The 16,636-nt window shown below is 53.4% G+C and carries 17 protein-coding genes and 1 tRNA gene; 7 read left to right on the forward strand and 11 right to left on the reverse strand.

Annotated features, from left to right (window positions below):
- Positions 1 to 4: 4 nt before the first annotated feature.
- From WFP70_RS24540 to WFP70_RS24550, 3 genes are read right to left on the reverse strand one after another with little or no spacing between them, the layout of a single operon-like run.
- Positions 5 to 991, reverse strand: a complete 987-nt coding sequence (locus tag WFP70_RS24540) for a biotin-dependent carboxyltransferase family protein (RefSeq protein ID WP_337024668.1) — start codon at positions 989 to 991, stop codon at positions 5 to 7.
- Positions 988 to 1,689 (reverse strand): 5-oxoprolinase subunit PxpB, encoded by a 702-nt coding sequence (gene pxpB / locus WFP70_RS24545; RefSeq protein WP_442956369.1) that lies wholly within the window; start codon positions 1,687 to 1,689, stop codon positions 988 to 990. The genes WFP70_RS24540 and pxpB overlap by 4 nt, the downstream gene beginning before the upstream one ends.
- 11 nt (positions 1,690 to 1,700) lie before the next feature.
- Entirely contained in the window at positions 1,701 to 2,540 is an 840-nt protein-coding gene (locus tag WFP70_RS24550; RefSeq protein WP_058961861.1) for a transporter substrate-binding domain-containing protein, read from the reverse strand.
- 259 nt (positions 2,541 to 2,799) lie between these two features.
- Between WFP70_RS24550 and WFP70_RS24555 the strand changes: the two genes are divergently transcribed.
- The gene (locus WFP70_RS24555; protein WP_337024666.1) at positions 2,800 to 3,720 is read left to right on the forward strand and encodes a DMT family transporter; all 921 of its coding nucleotides are present in this window, start codon (positions 2,800 to 2,802) and stop codon (positions 3,718 to 3,720) included.
- Between the two features lie 79 nt (positions 3,721 to 3,799).
- On the opposite strand, the gene WFP70_RS24560 is transcribed toward WFP70_RS24555, so the two are convergent.
- Together WFP70_RS24560 and WFP70_RS24565 are read right to left on the reverse strand one after the other, a co-directional pair.
- Entirely contained in the window at positions 3,800 to 4,495 is a 696-nt protein-coding gene (locus WFP70_RS24560; RefSeq protein ID WP_034826696.1) for an RraA family protein, read from the reverse strand.
- Positions 4,496 to 4,824: 329 nt separating this feature from the next.
- The gene (locus WFP70_RS24565; RefSeq protein ID WP_160834328.1) at positions 4,825 to 5,649 is read right to left on the reverse strand and encodes an SDR family oxidoreductase; all 825 of its coding nucleotides are present in this window, start codon (positions 5,647 to 5,649) and stop codon (positions 4,825 to 4,827) included.
- Between the two features lie 296 nt (positions 5,650 to 5,945).
- Between WFP70_RS24565 and WFP70_RS24570 the strand changes: the two genes are divergently transcribed.
- Positions 5,946 to 6,305: a type II toxin-antitoxin system RelE/ParE family toxin gene (locus WFP70_RS24570; protein WP_034826694.1), complete on the forward strand. Its 360-nt coding sequence runs from the start codon at positions 5,946 to 5,948 to the stop codon at positions 6,303 to 6,305.
- Positions 6,298 to 6,597 (forward strand): helix-turn-helix domain-containing protein, encoded by a 300-nt coding sequence (locus tag WFP70_RS24575; RefSeq protein ID WP_034826692.1) that lies wholly within the window; start codon positions 6,298 to 6,300, stop codon positions 6,595 to 6,597. Before WFP70_RS24570 ends, WFP70_RS24575 begins: the two co-directional genes overlap by 8 nt.
- Before the next feature lie 195 nt (positions 6,598 to 6,792).
- Here WFP70_RS24575 and WFP70_RS24580 read toward each other — a convergent pair whose 3' ends face one another.
- The 6 genes from WFP70_RS24580 to aspA all read right to left on the reverse strand — a co-directional run bounded on the left by WFP70_RS24580 (position 6,793) and on the right by aspA (position 12,933).
- On the reverse strand, positions 6,793 to 7,122 hold the full coding sequence (locus WFP70_RS24580) for a helix-turn-helix domain-containing protein (RefSeq protein WP_045831892.1): 330 nt from the start codon (positions 7,120 to 7,122) through the stop codon (positions 6,793 to 6,795).
- A 260-nt stretch (positions 7,123 to 7,382) separates the two neighbouring features.
- Positions 7,383 to 7,458 (reverse strand) — tRNA-Phe (locus WFP70_RS24585).
- 190 nt (positions 7,459 to 7,648) lie between these two features.
- A complete protein-coding gene (gene dicD / locus WFP70_RS24590) occupies positions 7,649 to 8,227 on the reverse strand; it encodes a division control transcriptional repressor DicD (RefSeq protein ID WP_337024665.1) in 579 nt (192 codons plus the stop codon).
- 66 nt (positions 8,228 to 8,293) lie between these two features.
- Positions 8,294 to 9,994, reverse strand: coding sequence for a protein-disulfide reductase DsbD (locus WFP70_RS24595; protein ID WP_337024664.1), 1,701 nt, complete (start codon positions 9,992 to 9,994; stop codon positions 8,294 to 8,296).
- A gap of 83 nt (positions 9,995 to 10,077) precedes the next feature.
- On the reverse strand, positions 10,078 to 11,379 hold the full coding sequence (locus tag WFP70_RS24600; RefSeq protein WP_058961867.1) for an anaerobic C4-dicarboxylate transporter: 1,302 nt from the start codon (positions 11,377 to 11,379) through the stop codon (positions 10,078 to 10,080).
- Between the two features lie 117 nt (positions 11,380 to 11,496).
- Positions 11,497 to 12,933 carry an aspartate ammonia-lyase gene (gene aspA / locus WFP70_RS24605; protein ID WP_007886584.1) on the reverse strand — a complete coding sequence of 479 codons (1,437 nt, stop codon included), beginning with the start codon at positions 12,931 to 12,933 and terminating at the stop codon, positions 11,497 to 11,499.
- 375 nt (positions 12,934 to 13,308) lie between these two features.
- Here aspA and WFP70_RS24610 point away from each other — a divergent pair, with 375 nt between their 5' ends.
- The 4 genes from WFP70_RS24610 to WFP70_RS24625 all read left to right on the forward strand — a co-directional run bounded on the left by WFP70_RS24610 (position 13,309) and on the right by WFP70_RS24625 (position 16,494).
- Positions 13,309 to 13,761 carry an FxsA family protein gene (locus WFP70_RS24610; protein WP_097119018.1) on the forward strand — a complete coding sequence of 151 codons (453 nt, stop codon included), beginning with the start codon at positions 13,309 to 13,311 and terminating at the stop codon, positions 13,759 to 13,761.
- A gap of 195 nt (positions 13,762 to 13,956) precedes the next feature.
- Positions 13,957 to 14,250 (forward strand): co-chaperone GroES, encoded by a 294-nt coding sequence (locus WFP70_RS24615; protein WP_021507766.1) that lies wholly within the window; start codon positions 13,957 to 13,959, stop codon positions 14,248 to 14,250.
- A gap of 45 nt (positions 14,251 to 14,295) precedes the next feature.
- Complete coding sequence (gene groL / locus WFP70_RS24620) at positions 14,296 to 15,948, forward strand: chaperonin GroEL (protein ID WP_034826677.1); 1,653 nt, start codon at positions 14,296 to 14,298, stop codon at positions 15,946 to 15,948.
- A 198-nt stretch (positions 15,949 to 16,146) separates the two neighbouring features.
- On the forward strand, positions 16,147 to 16,494 hold the full coding sequence (locus WFP70_RS24625; RefSeq protein ID WP_034826674.1) for a DUF4156 domain-containing protein: 348 nt from the start codon (positions 16,147 to 16,149) through the stop codon (positions 16,492 to 16,494).
- The last annotated feature ends 142 nt before the right edge of the window (positions 16,495 to 16,636 follow it).

Here is a 16,636-nt window from a genome sequence, read left to right on the forward strand (position 1 = left end):
AAAATTATGCGGTTAACGCTTTACGCAGCGGTGGGCAGCTCACACGTAAGCGGCTCAGCCAGCCTGCGACCTGTTGCTCGATGGCGATGGCCTCACGCGTATCGCTCTGGATCAGCTGGATCGATTGGCCGGGTAATACCTGTCCTAAACGCCACAGATCCTGCTCAATCACCCCGGCGATCTTGGGATAACCGCCCGCCGTGTTGGCATCGCTGAGCTGAATGATCGGCTCGCCGCCAGGCGGCACCTGCACAATGCCGGGAATCAGCCCGTAAGAACGCATCTCAATGGTTTTTGACGGGAAAATCGGATCGCCCGCCAGTCGATATCCGGTGCGATTGCTTTGATTGGAGACCTGCCATGATTGCTGCCAGAAGCGACCGGCATCGGCAGCAAACAAGGGATATTCGCCGGATGGAATGGCGCGCAGCTGAATCTCACCTGCGCTGTTACGCGGGAAATGTGCACGCAGGGCGCTGTCGGGCGGCTCAATGCCAATACCGCTGCTGGGCAACGAGGATGCCTGTGTTTCACCCAGCGCCAACCGATCGCCACGCTGCAGCGGGCGGCCTTCCAGGCCACCAAAGCCACCACGAAGTGCCGTGCTGCGCGAACCCAGCACCATTGGCACATCAATGCCGCCTGCTATACAGAGATAACCGCGTGCGCCACTGCGCGGGTAACGCATTTCCAGCACCTGTCCGGCACGCACGCCGCAGCCCCACCAGGGCGGCAATGGCGCACCGTCTAAGGTGGCGCGGCAATCGGCACCCGTCACGGCGATGCTGCTGTCCTGCAAAAAACGCACACGGAACGGGAACAGCTGAACTTCAATGGCGGCGGCATTTTCTTCATTGCCGAGCAGCAGATTTCCGGCGCGCAGTGCCAGCGGATCCATCACACCACTCACCGAGACGCCCATATGGCGAAAGTTGAAACGCCCCAGATCCTGAACCGTGTTCAGGGCGCCGCTCTGTTCAATTTCGATCACAGTTCAATCCTCTGCGGCAGAAAACGGATACGATCGCCCGGTGCCATTAGCGCGGGGGATTCTGCCATTGGATCAAACACTTCCAGCTCGGCAAAACCGATGGCGTTCCAGCCGTTGGGGCCGGTCAGCGCTGAAACACCGGCCTGGGCGCCGCCAATGGTAACGGTGCCTTTCAACATGCTGAGCGAGGGGACTTTCTTGCGTGGCGTGGCTAATTGCGGATCGAGCCCATGCAAGTAACCAAATCCCGGCGCGCTGCCAAGAGCAAACACGGTGTATTCGCTTTGATGGTGACGGCGCACCACTTCGCGTGCGCTGAACCCGGTGTGACGACAAACCGCATCCAGATCGGTGGCGTGCTCGCCGCCGTAATAGACCGGGATTTCAATCAGTTTGCCCTGAGGGCTAATCGCCTGTGCCTGATCCCAGGCGGCATGCAGCGAAGCACGAACGGCGGCTTCGTCCTCGGGGATGTGTCGGAACAGCACCAGCAGATTAGTGACGCCGGGGATCAGGGCTTCAACCGCCGCATCCGCCTGCAGCAAACGTGCCAGTGACCAGATGCGGCGTTGAGCGGAGAGATCGAATCCGCCCGGTGCTTCCACCAGCCACGCACGGGCGCCAATGGTGGAAAGGGCGATCGCAGAGGAACAAGCCAGCGCGGGTGCGCTGGCGGGCTGGATATCAGAGTGCGACATCACGGGCATGATTATTCCAGTGGTTCAAATTTCAGGCTGGAGAGCGGTTGTACGCGCTCTTCGCGCACCATTTTGTATTCGGTATTTGGCCCAATCCAGGTGTTCCAGATTTTGTCGATGGTGCCATCGTCGTCCATCGCTTTCAGGCCGCTGTTAACGCTGGCCAGCAGGGCCGGTTCATCCTTTTTCATGCCGACACCAATCGGTTCCAGCGCCATCGGCTCTTTCACCATCGCCAGATTGATGCCGTCTTTTTTCGCCTGGGCGATGGTTTTCATCCCGGTCATGGTGTTAGTGACAAAGCCCACCGATTTGTTCTGCTCCAGCGCCAGGAAGGCGGAGGCAGAATCCTGGAAGGTGACGGCTTTACCGCCTTTGATGTGGATCGATTGCTCTGACGTGGTGCCCTTGGTGGCGCTGATACGTTTGCCTTTGAAATAGTCCAGTGGTTTATCTGCCAGCGGCGCTTTCACCAGCAGCATCTCTTTCGCCACGTAGTAAGGATCGCTGAACTGGATCTGATTACCACGCGTTTTGGTGTAGGCCAGGTTAGCAATCAACACATCGGCACGGCCGGTGGCGATCACCGCGATCCGCGCTTCAACAGAGGTCGGCACCAGAGTCAGTTTGACGTTCATCTGCTTGGCCAGAGCGTGACACAGGTCGATATCCATGCCAGCCAGCTGGCGCGTTTGTGGATCCGGCGAAGAGAAGGGCGGTACGTCGGAGTAAACGGCGCATTTCAATTCACCGCTCGATTTAATGTTCGCCATCATATCTGCCTGCGCCGCCGAAACAGCCAGCAACGGCAGCATTGCCAAGCCAATGGTGGTCACTCTTTTCATGGTCATGTGCATTCCCTCAATGGTGGATACTGCTTAGGAGCGCAAAATCTCGCTTTTCTGGACTATATCGGCTTTGTTTTGCGGCGAAAAAGAGGGAAAGCGTGTTATGCAATAGGGAAATGATATGACCGATGGCGATAAGTTATTTCTATTCAGGCAGAGCGAAAAAGTGTTATCCAGCGCACATTTTTCTCCCTAGTGTAAGCCGCGTTGTCCTCTCGGCAACCCCTCCGATTGCACGTGGTAGAGAGAGAAGAGTGAGAGCATGAATCCCCGATTAGGCGTGTTATTAAAGATATTCGCCGCACTGTGCGCTACGCTGATGCTGGCCTGTGTTAAAGGTCTGAACGGTGCTATCCCCACCGGCGAAGTGATTTTTTTCCGCAGCTTTATCGCGCTATTTCCCCTGTTAATCTGGCTGAGAGTGCAGGGGAACGTGCTGGAGAATCTCAAAACGCGCAATTTGTTTGGCCATTTCATTCGCGGTTTCTCCGGCACAGGCGGCATGTATTTTAACTATCTGGCGCTGGTGTATATCTCGCTGGCTGATGCCACGGCACTGAGTTACGCCGCACCGCTTTTCACGGTAATCATGGCGGCGATGCTATTGAAGGAACGGGTGCGCGTGTCGCGCTGGGTGGCCGTGGTGGTGGGATTGTCGGGCATACTGATTATGCTCTCCTCCAGTCTTGCGGCTAGCGGCGGCGTGCTGGCAGGTGGCGCCAGCAGTACTACGGCCAGCCTTGGTGTTGCTTTTGCATTGATTGCCGCACTCTGTACGGCCACCTCGAATGTGCAAATCCGTTTTTTGAATGGCATCGAAAAACCGGGCGCGATCGTGTTCTATTTTTCGCTGATGACGACGTTGATTGGCCTGGCAACGGCATTTTTCGGCTGGATAAAGCCCACTGGCTTGCAGTGGCTGCTGTTGGTGGGCTGTGGTTTGTTTGGCGGTCTGGCACAGATTCTGGTGACACTCAGCCTGCGCTATGCTGATGCCTCGCTGCTGGCACCGTTTGATTACACTACGCTGGTGTGGTCGATGCTGATTGGCTATCTGTTCCTCAACAGCCTGCCAGGCACGACAACCCTCTTCGGTGCATCGATTGTGGCACTGGCAGGAATCTTTGCGGTATGGCGGGAAAACCGTCAGCGCAAATTGGCGATGGTGAGCAGTACACCGTGATGCGGTGTGTTAGCCGCTGCGCAGTTTGCAATACCAGGTCGCCATAGCGGGCGACCTGGATAACACAGCGCTCGTGCGCTTATCGATAAACATCATCGATAATTTCTACCTGCTTGTTTTGCAGTGCTTCCGCCAGCCAACCGCGTTCCAGTGAACCGGTTTTCGCCAGCTCAAAGTTATGCTCATCAACAATCAAGTAAGCTTGTGCCGCTTCGAGAATGCGCGCGGCATCCTGCCGGGGAATGACGATCACGCCGTCGGCATCGCCTAATACGATATCGCCAGGTGAAACGTGAATTTTACCGCAGGCAATCGGCACGTTGATTTCGCCTGGGCCATCTTTGAAAGGGCCACCTGGCGTATGTCCGGCGGCATAAATCGGGAAATCCATACGTGATAAGCCCTCAATATCACGCACCGGGCCGTCCAGCACGATGCCTTCCATACCGCGCTGTCTGGCATAAGTGGCCATCACTTCACCCATCAATGATTGGCTGCGGTCACCCTCATTCGACAGGATGATGACATCGTTCGGCCCGGCCATATCCAGCGCTTTATGCAACATCAGGTTATCGCCAGAGCGCGCTTTTACCGTCACCGCCAGGCCGCACATGATGGGGGCTTTAGGCGCCGTTTTCAGGCTGATCTCTGCCGATAGCGCAGGCAAGCGACTCATGCAGTCGGCGACTACCGCCGCGGGTAAACGGCGGAACGCTTCAAGTAACGGTTCGGCATCGGAGGGACGGCGTAAATAAATACGATTTCCTGCGGTCATTTTATTTCTCCTGTCAGGGTTATTAACTTGTGATCGATAAAGGATGACCAGCAAATTTCGCCGGTTAATAAATTTAACTTTATTTGTAGATGATCATGTGATGAATGATTTTCTGAATTCAGGAGAGTGTAAAGGATTAGTGATGTGTTACGAATGCGTTGTTACAGCTAACAAAATCAGGATCACGGAATAATATTCACACCGTATTTAACTTACTGATTAATAATTTTATTGGATATGGTTATGGCTAGATATATTTAAAGTATGGTCAGGTGTATTGCATATTTTATATTTAACCCGCCGAAGGACATGTACGGCGGGGAAATCAATCAAGGCTTCAAATCACCGTACCAATAAGATGCCGTCACGCCGCCATCCATCAGAAAATCACTGCCGCTGATGTAGCCGCCTTCTGGTCCTATTATGAGGGCTGCCAGCGCTGCAACTTCGTCGGCGGTGCCGCCGCGACCGACGGGTGATTTTGCCAGCATATTGCGATAGCCCGCGCCGCGTGGGCCATTTAGCTCATCATTCGCTAAGGGTGTAAAGATAATGCCGGGGCTGATGCTGTTGACACGCGCGCCACGCTGGCCCCACTTCGTCGCTTCGGCCATAACCCGCAGAGCGTTACCGCGTTTGGCATATTGATAGGCCAACAGAGGATCACTGAAAGCGGTGTTCTGCAAAAATGGCAGGCTGAGCAAATCCTCTGTTGGCGTGATGGCTAACGCTTCATTTTGTTCAACCGTGAGCGCAGGCAGTCGATGGCCGGATTGAGAGGCAATCACGATTCCGCAACCGCCTGACGCCATGTGCGGACCGAACTCTTCCAGCACCACGGCAGTACCGTAAAGATCGACTTGTAAAATGGTGGCGGGGCTGGCTTGAGAAGGCGAGACTCCAGCCGAGTGAATCACTCCTTTGATAACACCCAGCGCAGTGGCCTGCTGCACCAGATGTTGAATCGATTGGCGCGAACTGACATCGACTTGGCTGGTTTCTACCGTAAAGCCGGCATCACGTAAGGTTTGTGCGGCAGCCGCACATTTTCTCGAATTGAGGTCCGCCAGCAGCACAGTTTTGCCCTGACTCACGCGACGCGCGATGGCTTGTCCAATCGCACCCGCGCCAATAACCACCATAATCTCTTTCATTGTCTCTCCTGCCTTGAGGAATAAGTGATGCGGCAAGCATAGCGGGGAAGGCCATTGATGACTGTAGGGCCAATTGGCATGAGCTTATGAATGCTGCTCATGGGTTCTGAGCTTTAGGGGCGGGACCTATGACTAACTGCACTTTGCAGGCTGTTTGCAGTTTTATTCGCGATGTATCTCAGTTCAACATTATTTCAAACTCACTTAAGCGTTCAGGTATTGAAAAAGGGTAAGCTTCAAATATAACTTCTAGTTTATATCCAAGGCGTATAAACTACAGTTCATGTGAGGGACTTTTGAACAACTGGAGCGTTGATACAACGGAGCATTTTGCAGCGTGGCTAAAAGCGCAGGATGATGAAATGATTGAAGATGTACTCGCAAGCCTGGAAGTGTTGAAAATCTTCGGCCCTCATTTAGGGCGGCCTGATGTAGACACCATCATCGGCTCTCAATATGCAAACATGAAAGAATTGCGCGTGCAAAGTAATGGTAGGCCTGTTCGGGCGTTCTTCGCATTCGATCCCAGAAGGAAGGGGATCGTCTTGTGTGCAGGGGACAAAACGGGGATCAATCAGAAGCGGTTTTACCGATCAATGATCAAATTAGCAGATCAAGAATACAGCAAGCATTTGAGAGGAATAATACATGCCTAAACTGGAAGAACTCATTGCACAACGATCTCCAGAATCACAGAAGAGAATTAAGGCTAAAGTCGCGGATAAAATTATTGAGGTTCAATTACGACACTTACGCGAAGAGCTTGAGCTCTCACAAGTACAATTAGCCGAGAAAATGGGCGTTTCACAGCCAGCCATAGCAGCTATTGAAGCCCGAGGCGATGATATAAAACTCTCAAGCCTAAAAAAGTATGTTGAGGCATTAGGCGGAAAGCTGAGCTTGAACGTTGAACTACCTACGGGCGATGGGCGAACTTTTCTGCTTTGACATTAATAAGTTTCTCTATTTCATTTGGATGAATGGTGAAGATTTTCGGTTGCAGGTCGTTTGAGGATGCCGTGAGGCATCCTGCAGCTTATCTTGATGCGATTATGTTCATTGATGCTGTTTAAATATCTAAGACAGCGGCTTTGCAGAAAGCACCCACTTCTTGTTGTGCATAGGTAACATTGATAACTTCCATTACCATTCTGATTTCTCCTCCCTGAGCGGTTTATCTTTTCGTTGCCCTGAAGCTCTCCGCCTTTGTTTACCCTGCAGCTTTGCAAGTTGAATCGGGGATATCTCCTGACGCGGCAGAAACAGCTCCAGCTTTTCGGTGAGATCCAACGCTACCATGATGGCGATAAAGACATCGAACGGCACTTTTCCTTTTTCAGCATTGAGCACAGACTTACGTGCAACACCTGCGCGCTCAGCAACCTCCGTCTGCGTTAAGTCACGATTTAGACGGGCTTGCTTGAGTCGCTGGCCAATTTCTTCAGCCAGTGCAGATGCGGAAGGAGTAGTCATATCTTTAAAGTCCCAATGTAGACACTTTATCGTCGGTCATGCGTTTAATGTCCAAATTATAGGACTCTATCGGATCATTGTCATGATAAATGGATGTATTGTAGAGTCCCTTATATAGCACTTTATGAGGATTAAAGGTGAGTTAAGTCCTTAAAGTGGGACATAATAAAGTTGAGGGGGGGGGGGCTAAGGGATTAAGTTTTGAAAACGTCAAACGCAGAAAAGCAAAAACCCAGCCATAAGCTGGGTTTTCAGAATGTTGGTGCCCGGACGCGGAATCGAACCACGGACACGGGGATTTTCAATCCCCTGCTCTACCGACTGAGCTATCCGGGCAACGGGGCGCATTAAACCTTAATGGCTTTCAGCCGTCAACGGCTTTCGTCAAAAAAGCGTAGCAATCGTGACTGATTGCTTGCTTTTCAGACAGGGTGTGCAAAATCTCAACGTGCCTGCTGGTGGTAAAGCGGTATTCAGGATTGCGTGACCTGCATGATGCACGGGCTTAAGGGCCTCCTGCGAAAGTTTAGGCCAGTGCCCCGTTCTGCCGGCACAGCGCGATACTCAGCACATCCTCTGCCAGACGACGCGCGGTGGCGACATCCTGCACGTTGCGTTTCACTAGCAGCTTGCTCAGACAACCCTCGAGAATCAGCTCCATTTGATCGGCCACCATCGTCGGATTATCCAGCGCCAAATCCACCAGAATTTCATGAGTGAACTGCCATGAGCTGCGTTTCTGCTGCTCGGCTAACTGATGTACGGGTTGGTCAGGCTGCGGATAGAAGCTGCAGGCGGCGATAAACAGGCAGCCGGGAAAGCGGCCTTTGTTCACGTGCTCACTTAACACGTCGTAACGCGCCAGCAATTTTTGTTGGGCAGTGAGATGTTCATTGAGCTGTATCTGGCGGCGCCAGCTGTCAATCTGCTGACCGTGATAGCGCAGCGCGTCATACAATAATGCGTCACGGTCGGGCCAGAAACGCTCAAGATGTACTGCATCAAGTCCGGTCTCACCGGCCAACTGCTGCAGGGAAGTGGTGGCGGCAAGGCCGCTTTGCTCAAGCACATTCAGCGCATGCTCAAGAATCTGTTCACGTTGCAAGTGACTCTCCTCTGGAGTGCGGGCCCGCTCGCGCACGAACGGGCAGTGTCCTGCAACCAGTGTCGTTTAACGCGACAGATTGTGCAAATGCGCGCGGAAGTCGGCAGCGTTAAGGAAACCGGTGACGCGTGAGTCAGGGATTTCTTTGCCTTGTGCATCAAAGAACAGAATGGTGGGCAAGCCTAATACCTGTAAATGCTGCAACAGGGCGTTATCCTGCGCGTTATTCGCGGTGACGTTGGCTTGCAGCAATTGTAGCTGACTTAAGTCGGCACGCACGCCTTCATCGCTGAAGGTATATTTCTCAAACTCTTTGCAGGCAACGCACCAGTCGGCGTAGAGATCGACCATGGTAATGCGACCTTGTGCCTGCTGAAGTGCGCTATCCAGTTGTTCACTGCTGGCAATGGTTTTGAACGGCAGATGCGCCACAGACTGCACGCTGGCGCTGCTGCCAAAAGCCCAATCCTGCAGCGGACGAGCGGCCACCAGCGCAGCAGCGAGCATGATGATTTGTAGAATGCGCCATTTGCCATTAGCACGCAGGCTGAGGCTGAACGCCCAGGCAAAGAACGCGACGCCGAGCAGGCTCCACAGACGCAAGCCCCAGACATCACCCACTACACGCTCCAGTAAGAACACCGGCAGCGCCAGAATCACAAAGCCGAAGCCCTCTTTGACGCTTTGCATCCACGGCCCGCTTTTTGGCAGCAGCTTATTACCAAACATCGTGACGGCGATCAGCGGCAGGCCCATGCCGAAGGCATACAGCCACAGCGTGCCCGCACCGGCCCACAGATTACCGCTTTGCGCGATATACAGCAGAATGGCACTCAGCGGTGCGGTGGTGCAGGGCGAGCAGATCAATCCCGCCAGTGCGCCCATCATAAACACGCCCGGCAATGAACCGCCTTGCTGACGATTACTCCACAGTGTCAGGCGCGTTTGCAGACTGGAAGGCAGTTGCAGTGAGAACAGGCCAAACATTGACAACGCCAGCACGATGAACAGCGCTGACAGGCCAATCAACACGTAAGGATGCTGCAGCGCCGCCTGGAAACGTAAACCTGCGGCGGCCACCACCATGCCGAGCACGGTGTAGGTCAGCGCCATCCCTTGCACATAGACCATCGCCAGTGCGAACAGGCGTCCAGCAGAGTAGCGACGCTGGCCACCGAGAATGATGCTGGAGATCAGCGGATACATCGGCAATACGCACGGCGTGAAGGCAACGCCGATGCCAATCAGCAGCGCCCACAGCGGTGAAAACGGCAGTGGCGTACGCTGTTGCGCAGGCTGCGCGTTAACGGCGGTTGCGTCGTGATTGGCAGCAACCGGAGTGAGCGGCACTGAGCGGGTTTCGGGCGGGTAGCAGAAACCAGCGGCCGCACAGCCCTGATAGGTCACCGTGAGCGTGGCACCGGACTCAGCCTGATGCAGAGTGATCGGCACCTGTAAATCCTGCGGATAGATTTCGCTCTTGCCGAAGAACTCATCCTCATGCGGCTGTCCTGGCGGCAGAGCCAACGGTGCCATCTGTGCTTTTTGCGGCGTCACATGAATCTGCTGACGATAAAGGTAATAGCCGTCCTTCACCTTCCAGCTCAGTGTGAGTTGGTTGCCCTGCTGGCTGAAATCGAAGCCAAATGCCTGATCCACCGGCACAAAGCGGCTGTTATTGTTCGGTGAGAAGATATTGGCCTGTGCTGAAAAACAAAACAGCAATGCGAGGCAAAGGCCCATCAGGCGAGAAAGTCGTGCAGCCATGAGGATGTAATCAGCTCCGGTGGCGAATGAGCCGCGATGATAGCACGGCCGCCTCGCCACGAGGTTTTCAGGATGTAACGGCGCTACAGAATCAGGCTACCAAACAGGAAGCCAAACGCCACGGAGAAGGCAATCGCCAACACGCCGGGAATGATAAAGGAGTGATTAAACACAAACTTGCCGATTCGGGTCGAACCGGTGTCATCCATTTCTACTGCTGCCAATAAGGTGGGATAGGTTGGCAACACGAACAGGGCTGAGACGGCGGCAAAGGAGGCAACGGCGGCGAGAGGGGATACGCCAAGCATGAGGGCGGCAGGCATCAACGCCTTGGTGGTCGCTGCCTGTGAATAGAGCAGGGTAGCAGCGAAGAATAATATCAACGCCAGCATCCACGGGTAGCTCTGCAACATATCGCCAGCCGCAGTCTGGATGTCCGCCAGGTGGGCTTTGACAAAGGTATCGCCTAGCCATGCCACGCCCATCACGCAGATACAGGCACTCATACCGGATTTGAACGTACTGGCGCTGAGGATTTCGCCGGTATCGACTTTGCAGGTTAGGCAAATCAGTGTGGCAACGGTGAGCATAAACACCACAATCGCTTCGTTACGAGGCAGCACTGGGTTGCTGATTAATCCAACGCTGTCGCTGATCGCCGTGGCGTAGAGCACAACTGCCGCTATGCCGATCAGGAACAGCAGCACGGCACGTTTGGCGCCAGGCTTAATGTCATAGACGCGTTCTCCGCGCAGTGTGACTTCACCTTTGGCTAAGCGCGCCTGATACACCTCGTCTTCTTTTAACTCTTTACCAAGAAAGCTGGTGATCACGGCGGCACAGAATATCGCGGCCATCGTGGCTGGGATCGATACGCCCAGCAGCGCCAGATAGCTGACACCGCGCGGTTCCAGAATCGACGCGAAGAACACCACTGCAGCAGAGAGCGGCGAGGCGGTAATGGCAATTTGCGAGGCGACCACCGCAATCGACAGTGGGCGTGAAGGGCGTACACCTTGCTCTTTGGCCACTTCAGCGATGACGGGTAGCGTCGAGAACGCAGTGTGTCCGGTGCCCGCCAGCAGCGTCATTACATAGGTGACGAGTGGGGCGAGGAAGGTGACGTAACGCGGATGACGGCGCAGCAGGCGCTCGGCCAAACCGACCATGTAATCGAGTCCGCCTGCAATCTGCATCGCGGCAATTGCGGCAATCACTGCCATGATAATTTCGATCACATCGAAGGGAATCGCGCCCGGCTTCATGCCGCAGAACAGCGTCAACACCAGTACGCCCAATCCGCCGGCAAATCCAATTCCGATGCCGCCTAGACGTGCACCCAGCCAGATCGCCAGCAGGACAATCAATAATTCCACTAACACCATTCATTCCGCTCCTGAGCCGTGGGGGAAATCTCGACTCTTAAAGTTGTAGCCGCCAATAAGAAAAAAGCACGCCGTATTGTATACAGGCGTGCTTTTGGCAACTTGATCCGGAACGGATTACTGTTCGTTTTCGTCGGTGTAGCGTTTGGCTTTGTAGGTCGGATGCATCAGGTTCTGAATCGAGAAGATGTCATCCAGTTCCGCTTCGGTCAGCAGACCGCGCTCCAATACCACTTCACGTACGCTCTTGCCGGTTTCCGCACAAATCTTGCCGACGATATCGCCATTGTGGTGGCCGATATACGGGTTGAGATAAGTGACGATACCGATGGAGTTGAACACGTAAGCTTCACATACGGCTTTGTTAGCCGTGATGCCGTTGACGCATTTTTCCAGCAGGTTGAAGCAGGCGTTGGTCAGAATGCTGATCGACTCAAACAGCGCCTGGCCAATCACCGGTTCCATCACGTTGAGCTGCAACTGACCCGCTTCTGACGCCATGGTCACGGTAATGTCGTTGCCGATAACCTTGAAGCATACCTGGTTCACCACTTCGGGCACCACCGGGTTAACTTTGGCTGGCATGATTGATGAACCGGCCTGCAATTCTGGCAAGTTGATTTCGTTCAGACCCGCACGTGGGCCGGAAGAGAGCAGGCGCAGGTCGTTACAGATCTTCGACAGTTTCACCGCCAGACGTTTCAGCGCAGAGTGCACCATCACGTAAGCACCGCAGTCAGAGGTCGCTTCAATCAGGTCTTCTGCCGGGACGACAGGCAGATTACTGACTTCGGCCAGACGCTGAACGGCTAGCTGCTGATAGCCATCCGGGGTGTTGAGGCGAGTCCCGATGGCCGTCGCGCCCAGGTTTACTTCCAGCAGCAGTTCTGCGGTGCGCAGGATGCTGCGGGTTTCTTCATTCAGCAGCACGTTAAACGCGTGGAATTCCTGGCCCAGCGTCATCGGTACGGCATCCTGCAGCTGGGTACGACCCATCTTGAGGATATTTTCGAACTCGACCGCTTTACGCTGGAAGCCTTCACTGAGCTGGCTGATGCCGTCCAGCAGTTTCAGAATTGAAGCGTAAACCGCAATACGGAATCCGGTGGGATAAGCATCGTTGGTCGACTGACACTTATTCACGTGATCGTTAGGGTTGAGGTACTGGTATTCACCTTTTTGGTGGCCCATCAGTTCCAGACCGATGTTTGCCAGCACTTCGTTGGTGTTCATGTTGACCGAGGTGCCCGCGCCGCCCTGATAGACGTCAACCGGGAACTGATCCATGCATTTACCGTTATTCAGCACTTCATCACAGGCCTGAATAATGGTGTTTGCGATGTTGCGAGGGATTGTTTGCAGCTCTTTGTTGGCGAGCGCGGCTGCTTTTTTGACCATCACCATACCGCGGACAAATTCCGGTATGTCACTGATTTTGTTGTTACTAATGTAGAAGTTCTCAATCGCACGCAGAGTATGAACACCGTAGTAAGCGTCTGCCGGAACTTCGCGCATGCCTAACAGGTCTTCTTCGATACGAATGTTGTTCGCCATGATTACCTTCTTATTATTTCTGCGGTGTCACTGCCGGGCGACCGGGATGGTCGGGCGGCAATCACTGTGCAGGTGAAGCAATTATATTGTCGTGGATTACCAGCACCGACATTTTATCCATCTTCGGGCTGGCGGGCACGATCATATTCTGTTGTTACAGAATTGTTTGTGCACAGATCACTTTACGGGCATTTACTGGCCCAGCGGTAATGACGATATGTGATGTAGTTCGCAATTTTAAGTCAGTGGGAAAAATTTGGCAGGATCGGTTGAAATCGCGGGTTGAGATGCCCATCTCTATCAATACGGTCAGACAGACCATCCCTTTCTGCTGCCTGGCAAGAAGCGAGGCAGCCCTACTCACAGGAGATATCGGTGCGCTGGATACCGTTCGTGATTTTTTTTGTTCTGGCCTGGATTGAGATCTCAATTTTCATTCAGGTTGCACATGCCCTCGGCGTGCTGCTCACCATGCTACTGGTGATCTTCACCTCGTGCATCGGTGTGTCGCTGGTGAAAAACCAGGGTATGAAGAACTTCCGTCTGATGCAGGAGAAGCTGGCGCGCAATGAAAGCCCAGCGGCGGAGATGACCAAAAGCGTTTCACTGATCATTTCGGGCTTCTTACTGCTGTTGCCGGGCTTCTTTACTGACTTCCTCGGTTTGTTGCTGCTGTTGCCTCCGGTGCAGAAGCATCTGACGCTGAAATTAATGCCGCATCTGCGTGTGTGGCGCGGACCCGGCGCCGGGCCTGACAGTGGCTATACCATGGATGGCGAATACGAGCGTAAAGATCAGGATCAAATCGGACACGATAAAGATCGATAAGAAGAGAAGGGCGGCGAGAGTCGCCCTTTTTGCTGTCTTTTTCGTCAATGGTTACAAAAACGAAAATTTTTTATTTTTTGCCCCTTGAAAGCCCTTTTTAGTGACCCTATCTCTCTCTCCACGAGGCCGGAAGCCATGCAGTCCGGTTCAACCCAAAAAACTGAATGATTGGACTTCTCAAAGGAGAGCTACCAAATGAAAATTCGTCCGTTGCACGATCGCGTTATCGTCAAGCGTAAAGAAGTTGAAGCTAAATCTGCTGGCGGTATCGTTCTGACCGGCTCTGCAGCTGGCAAATCAACCCGTGGTGAAGTTCTGGCTGTGGGTAATGGCCGCATCCTGGAAAACGGTGATGTTAAGCCGCTGGACGTGAAAGTTGGCGATCTGGTTATCTTCAGCGAAGGCTACGGTGCCAAAACTGAGAAGATCGATAACGAAGAAGTTCTGATCATCTCTGAAAGCGACATCCTGGCGATTGTCGAAGCGTAATTACGCGTAATTCACTGAACGAAACGAATTTAAGGGATATTTGAAATGGCAGCTAAAGACGTAAAATTCGGTAATGACGCGCGCGTAAAAATGCTGCGTGGCGTGAACGTACTGGCAGATGCAGTAAAAGTTACTCTGGGCCCGAAAGGCCGTAACGTGGTTCTGGATAAATCTTTTGGTGCACCGACCATCACCAAAGATGGTGTTTCTGTAGCACGTGAAATCGAGCTGGAAGACAAGTTCGAGAACATGGGTGCACAAATGGTGAAAGAAGTGGCCTCTAAAGCGAATGACGCTGCGGGCGACGGCACCACCACTGCAACCGTTCTGGCTCAGTCTATCGTGAACGAAGGCCTGAAAGCCGTTGCGGCTGGCATGAACCCAATGGACCTGAAGCGCGGTATCGATAAAGCCGTTGCTGCTGCCGTTGAAGAGCTGAAAGCGCTGTCTGTTCCTTGCCAGGATACTAAAGCCATTGCTCAGGTAGGTACCATCTCTGCTAACTCTGATGAGTCAGTCGGTACCCTGATCGCGAAAGCGATGGATAAAGTGGGCAAAGAAGGTGTTATCACCGTTGAAGAAGGCACCGGCCTGCAAGACGAGCTGGACGTGGTTGAAGGTATGCAGTTCGACCGTGGCTACCTGTCTCCTTACTTCATCAACAAGCCAGAAACCGGCGCAATCGAACTGGATGCACCGTTTATCCTGTTGGCTGACAAGAAGATCTCTAACATCCGTGAACTGCTGCCAGTACTGGAAGCGGTTGCGAAAGCCGGTAAACCACTGCTGATCATCGCTGAAGATGTTGAAGGCGAAGCACTGGCAACTCTGGTGGTTAACACCATGCGCGGTATCGTGAAAGTGGCTGCGGTTAAAGCACCTGGCTTCGGCGACCGTCGTAAAGCAATGCTGCAGGATATCGCAATCCTGACCGGCGGTACCGTCATCTCTGAAGAGATCGGTATGGAGCTGGAAAAAGCGACCCTGGAAGATCTGGGTCAGGCTAAGCGTGTTGTGATCAACAAAGATACTTCTACCATCATCGATGGTGTGGGCGATCAGGGTGCAATCTCTGGCCGTGTGACTCAGATCCGTCAGCAGATCGAAGAAGCAACTTCTGATTACGACAAAGAAAAACTGCAGGAGCGCGTAGCGAAACTGGCAGGCGGCGTGGCCGTTCTGAAAGTGGGTGCAGCCACTGAAGTTGAAATGAAAGAGAAGAAAGCACGCGTTGAAGATGCCCTGCACGCTACCCGTGCTGCGGTAGAAGAAGGCGTGGTTGCTGGTGGTGGTGTTGCACTGGTTCGCGTTGCAGCCAAGATCGCTGCTTCTGGCCTGAAAGGTCAGAACGAAGATCAGAACGTGGGTATCAAAGTTGCGCTGCGCGCAATGGAAGCGCCACTGCGTCAGATCGTTTCTAACGCCGGTGAAGAGCCATCTGTTGTTGCTAACAACGTGAAAGCAGGCGACGGCAACTACGGCTACAACGCTCAGACTGAAGAATACGGCAACATGATCGACTTCGGTATCCTGGACCCAACCAAAGTGACCCGTTCTGCGCTGCAGTACGCGTCTTCTGTTGCGGGCCTGATGATCACCACCGAAGCGATGGTAACTGACCTGCCTAAAGGCGATGCTCCTGATTTAGGTGGCGCTGGCGGCATGGGTGGCATGGGCGGAATGGGCGGCATGATGTAATTTGCCCCTGACTGCTTAAGTCATGTGAAAAACCCTCGATCGGAAACGGTCGGGGGTTTTTCTTTTGGTGGCGAACAAGGTATAAGTAAGAGCGCAATACTTCGGCTTTGCGGGTTTAGGGCAATGAATGTTCAGAAAAAAAGTGCGCTTTTCTGCTACGCTGCCGCCCGACACTGATGATAATAAATGGGGATTACAATGCGGATTAACCTCTTGCTCGGACTGGCGGTAGGGACTTTACTGCTGGCGGGCTGCAGCAGCTCCAATCAACTGAGTTCCGGCGGACAGCGTGTCACTTTCGTTGACCAACAGCCTGGAAGCCAATGTCAGCTGCTGGGCAATGTCACCGGCTCACAGAGCAACTGGTTGAGCGGTTCAGGCGGTGAAGGCAGTTCTTTGCGTGGCGCAGCCAATGACCTGCGTAACCGCGCGGCAGAGATGGGTGGCAACGTGATTTACGGTGCAACCAGCCCAACGCAGAACCTGCTTTCAGCTTTCGCACCGCTTGACAGCAAAATGTCTGGTCAGGTGTATAAGTGCCCGTAATGGCATGAAAGAGATGTAAAAAAAGCCGCTGATGCGTAATGCCGATCAGTTAAGACAAAAATGATCGGTTGAACGATCCGGCAGTTCTGCAAGAATCCGTAATCTCTCAGGGATTACGGATTTTTTTATGCTTCTCAGTCAG

The sequence above is a fragment of the Pantoea sp. USMM079 genome, assembly GCF_037153115.1.
GTDB classification, from domain to species: domain Bacteria; phylum Pseudomonadota; class Gammaproteobacteria; order Enterobacterales; family Enterobacteriaceae; genus Pantoea; species Pantoea communis.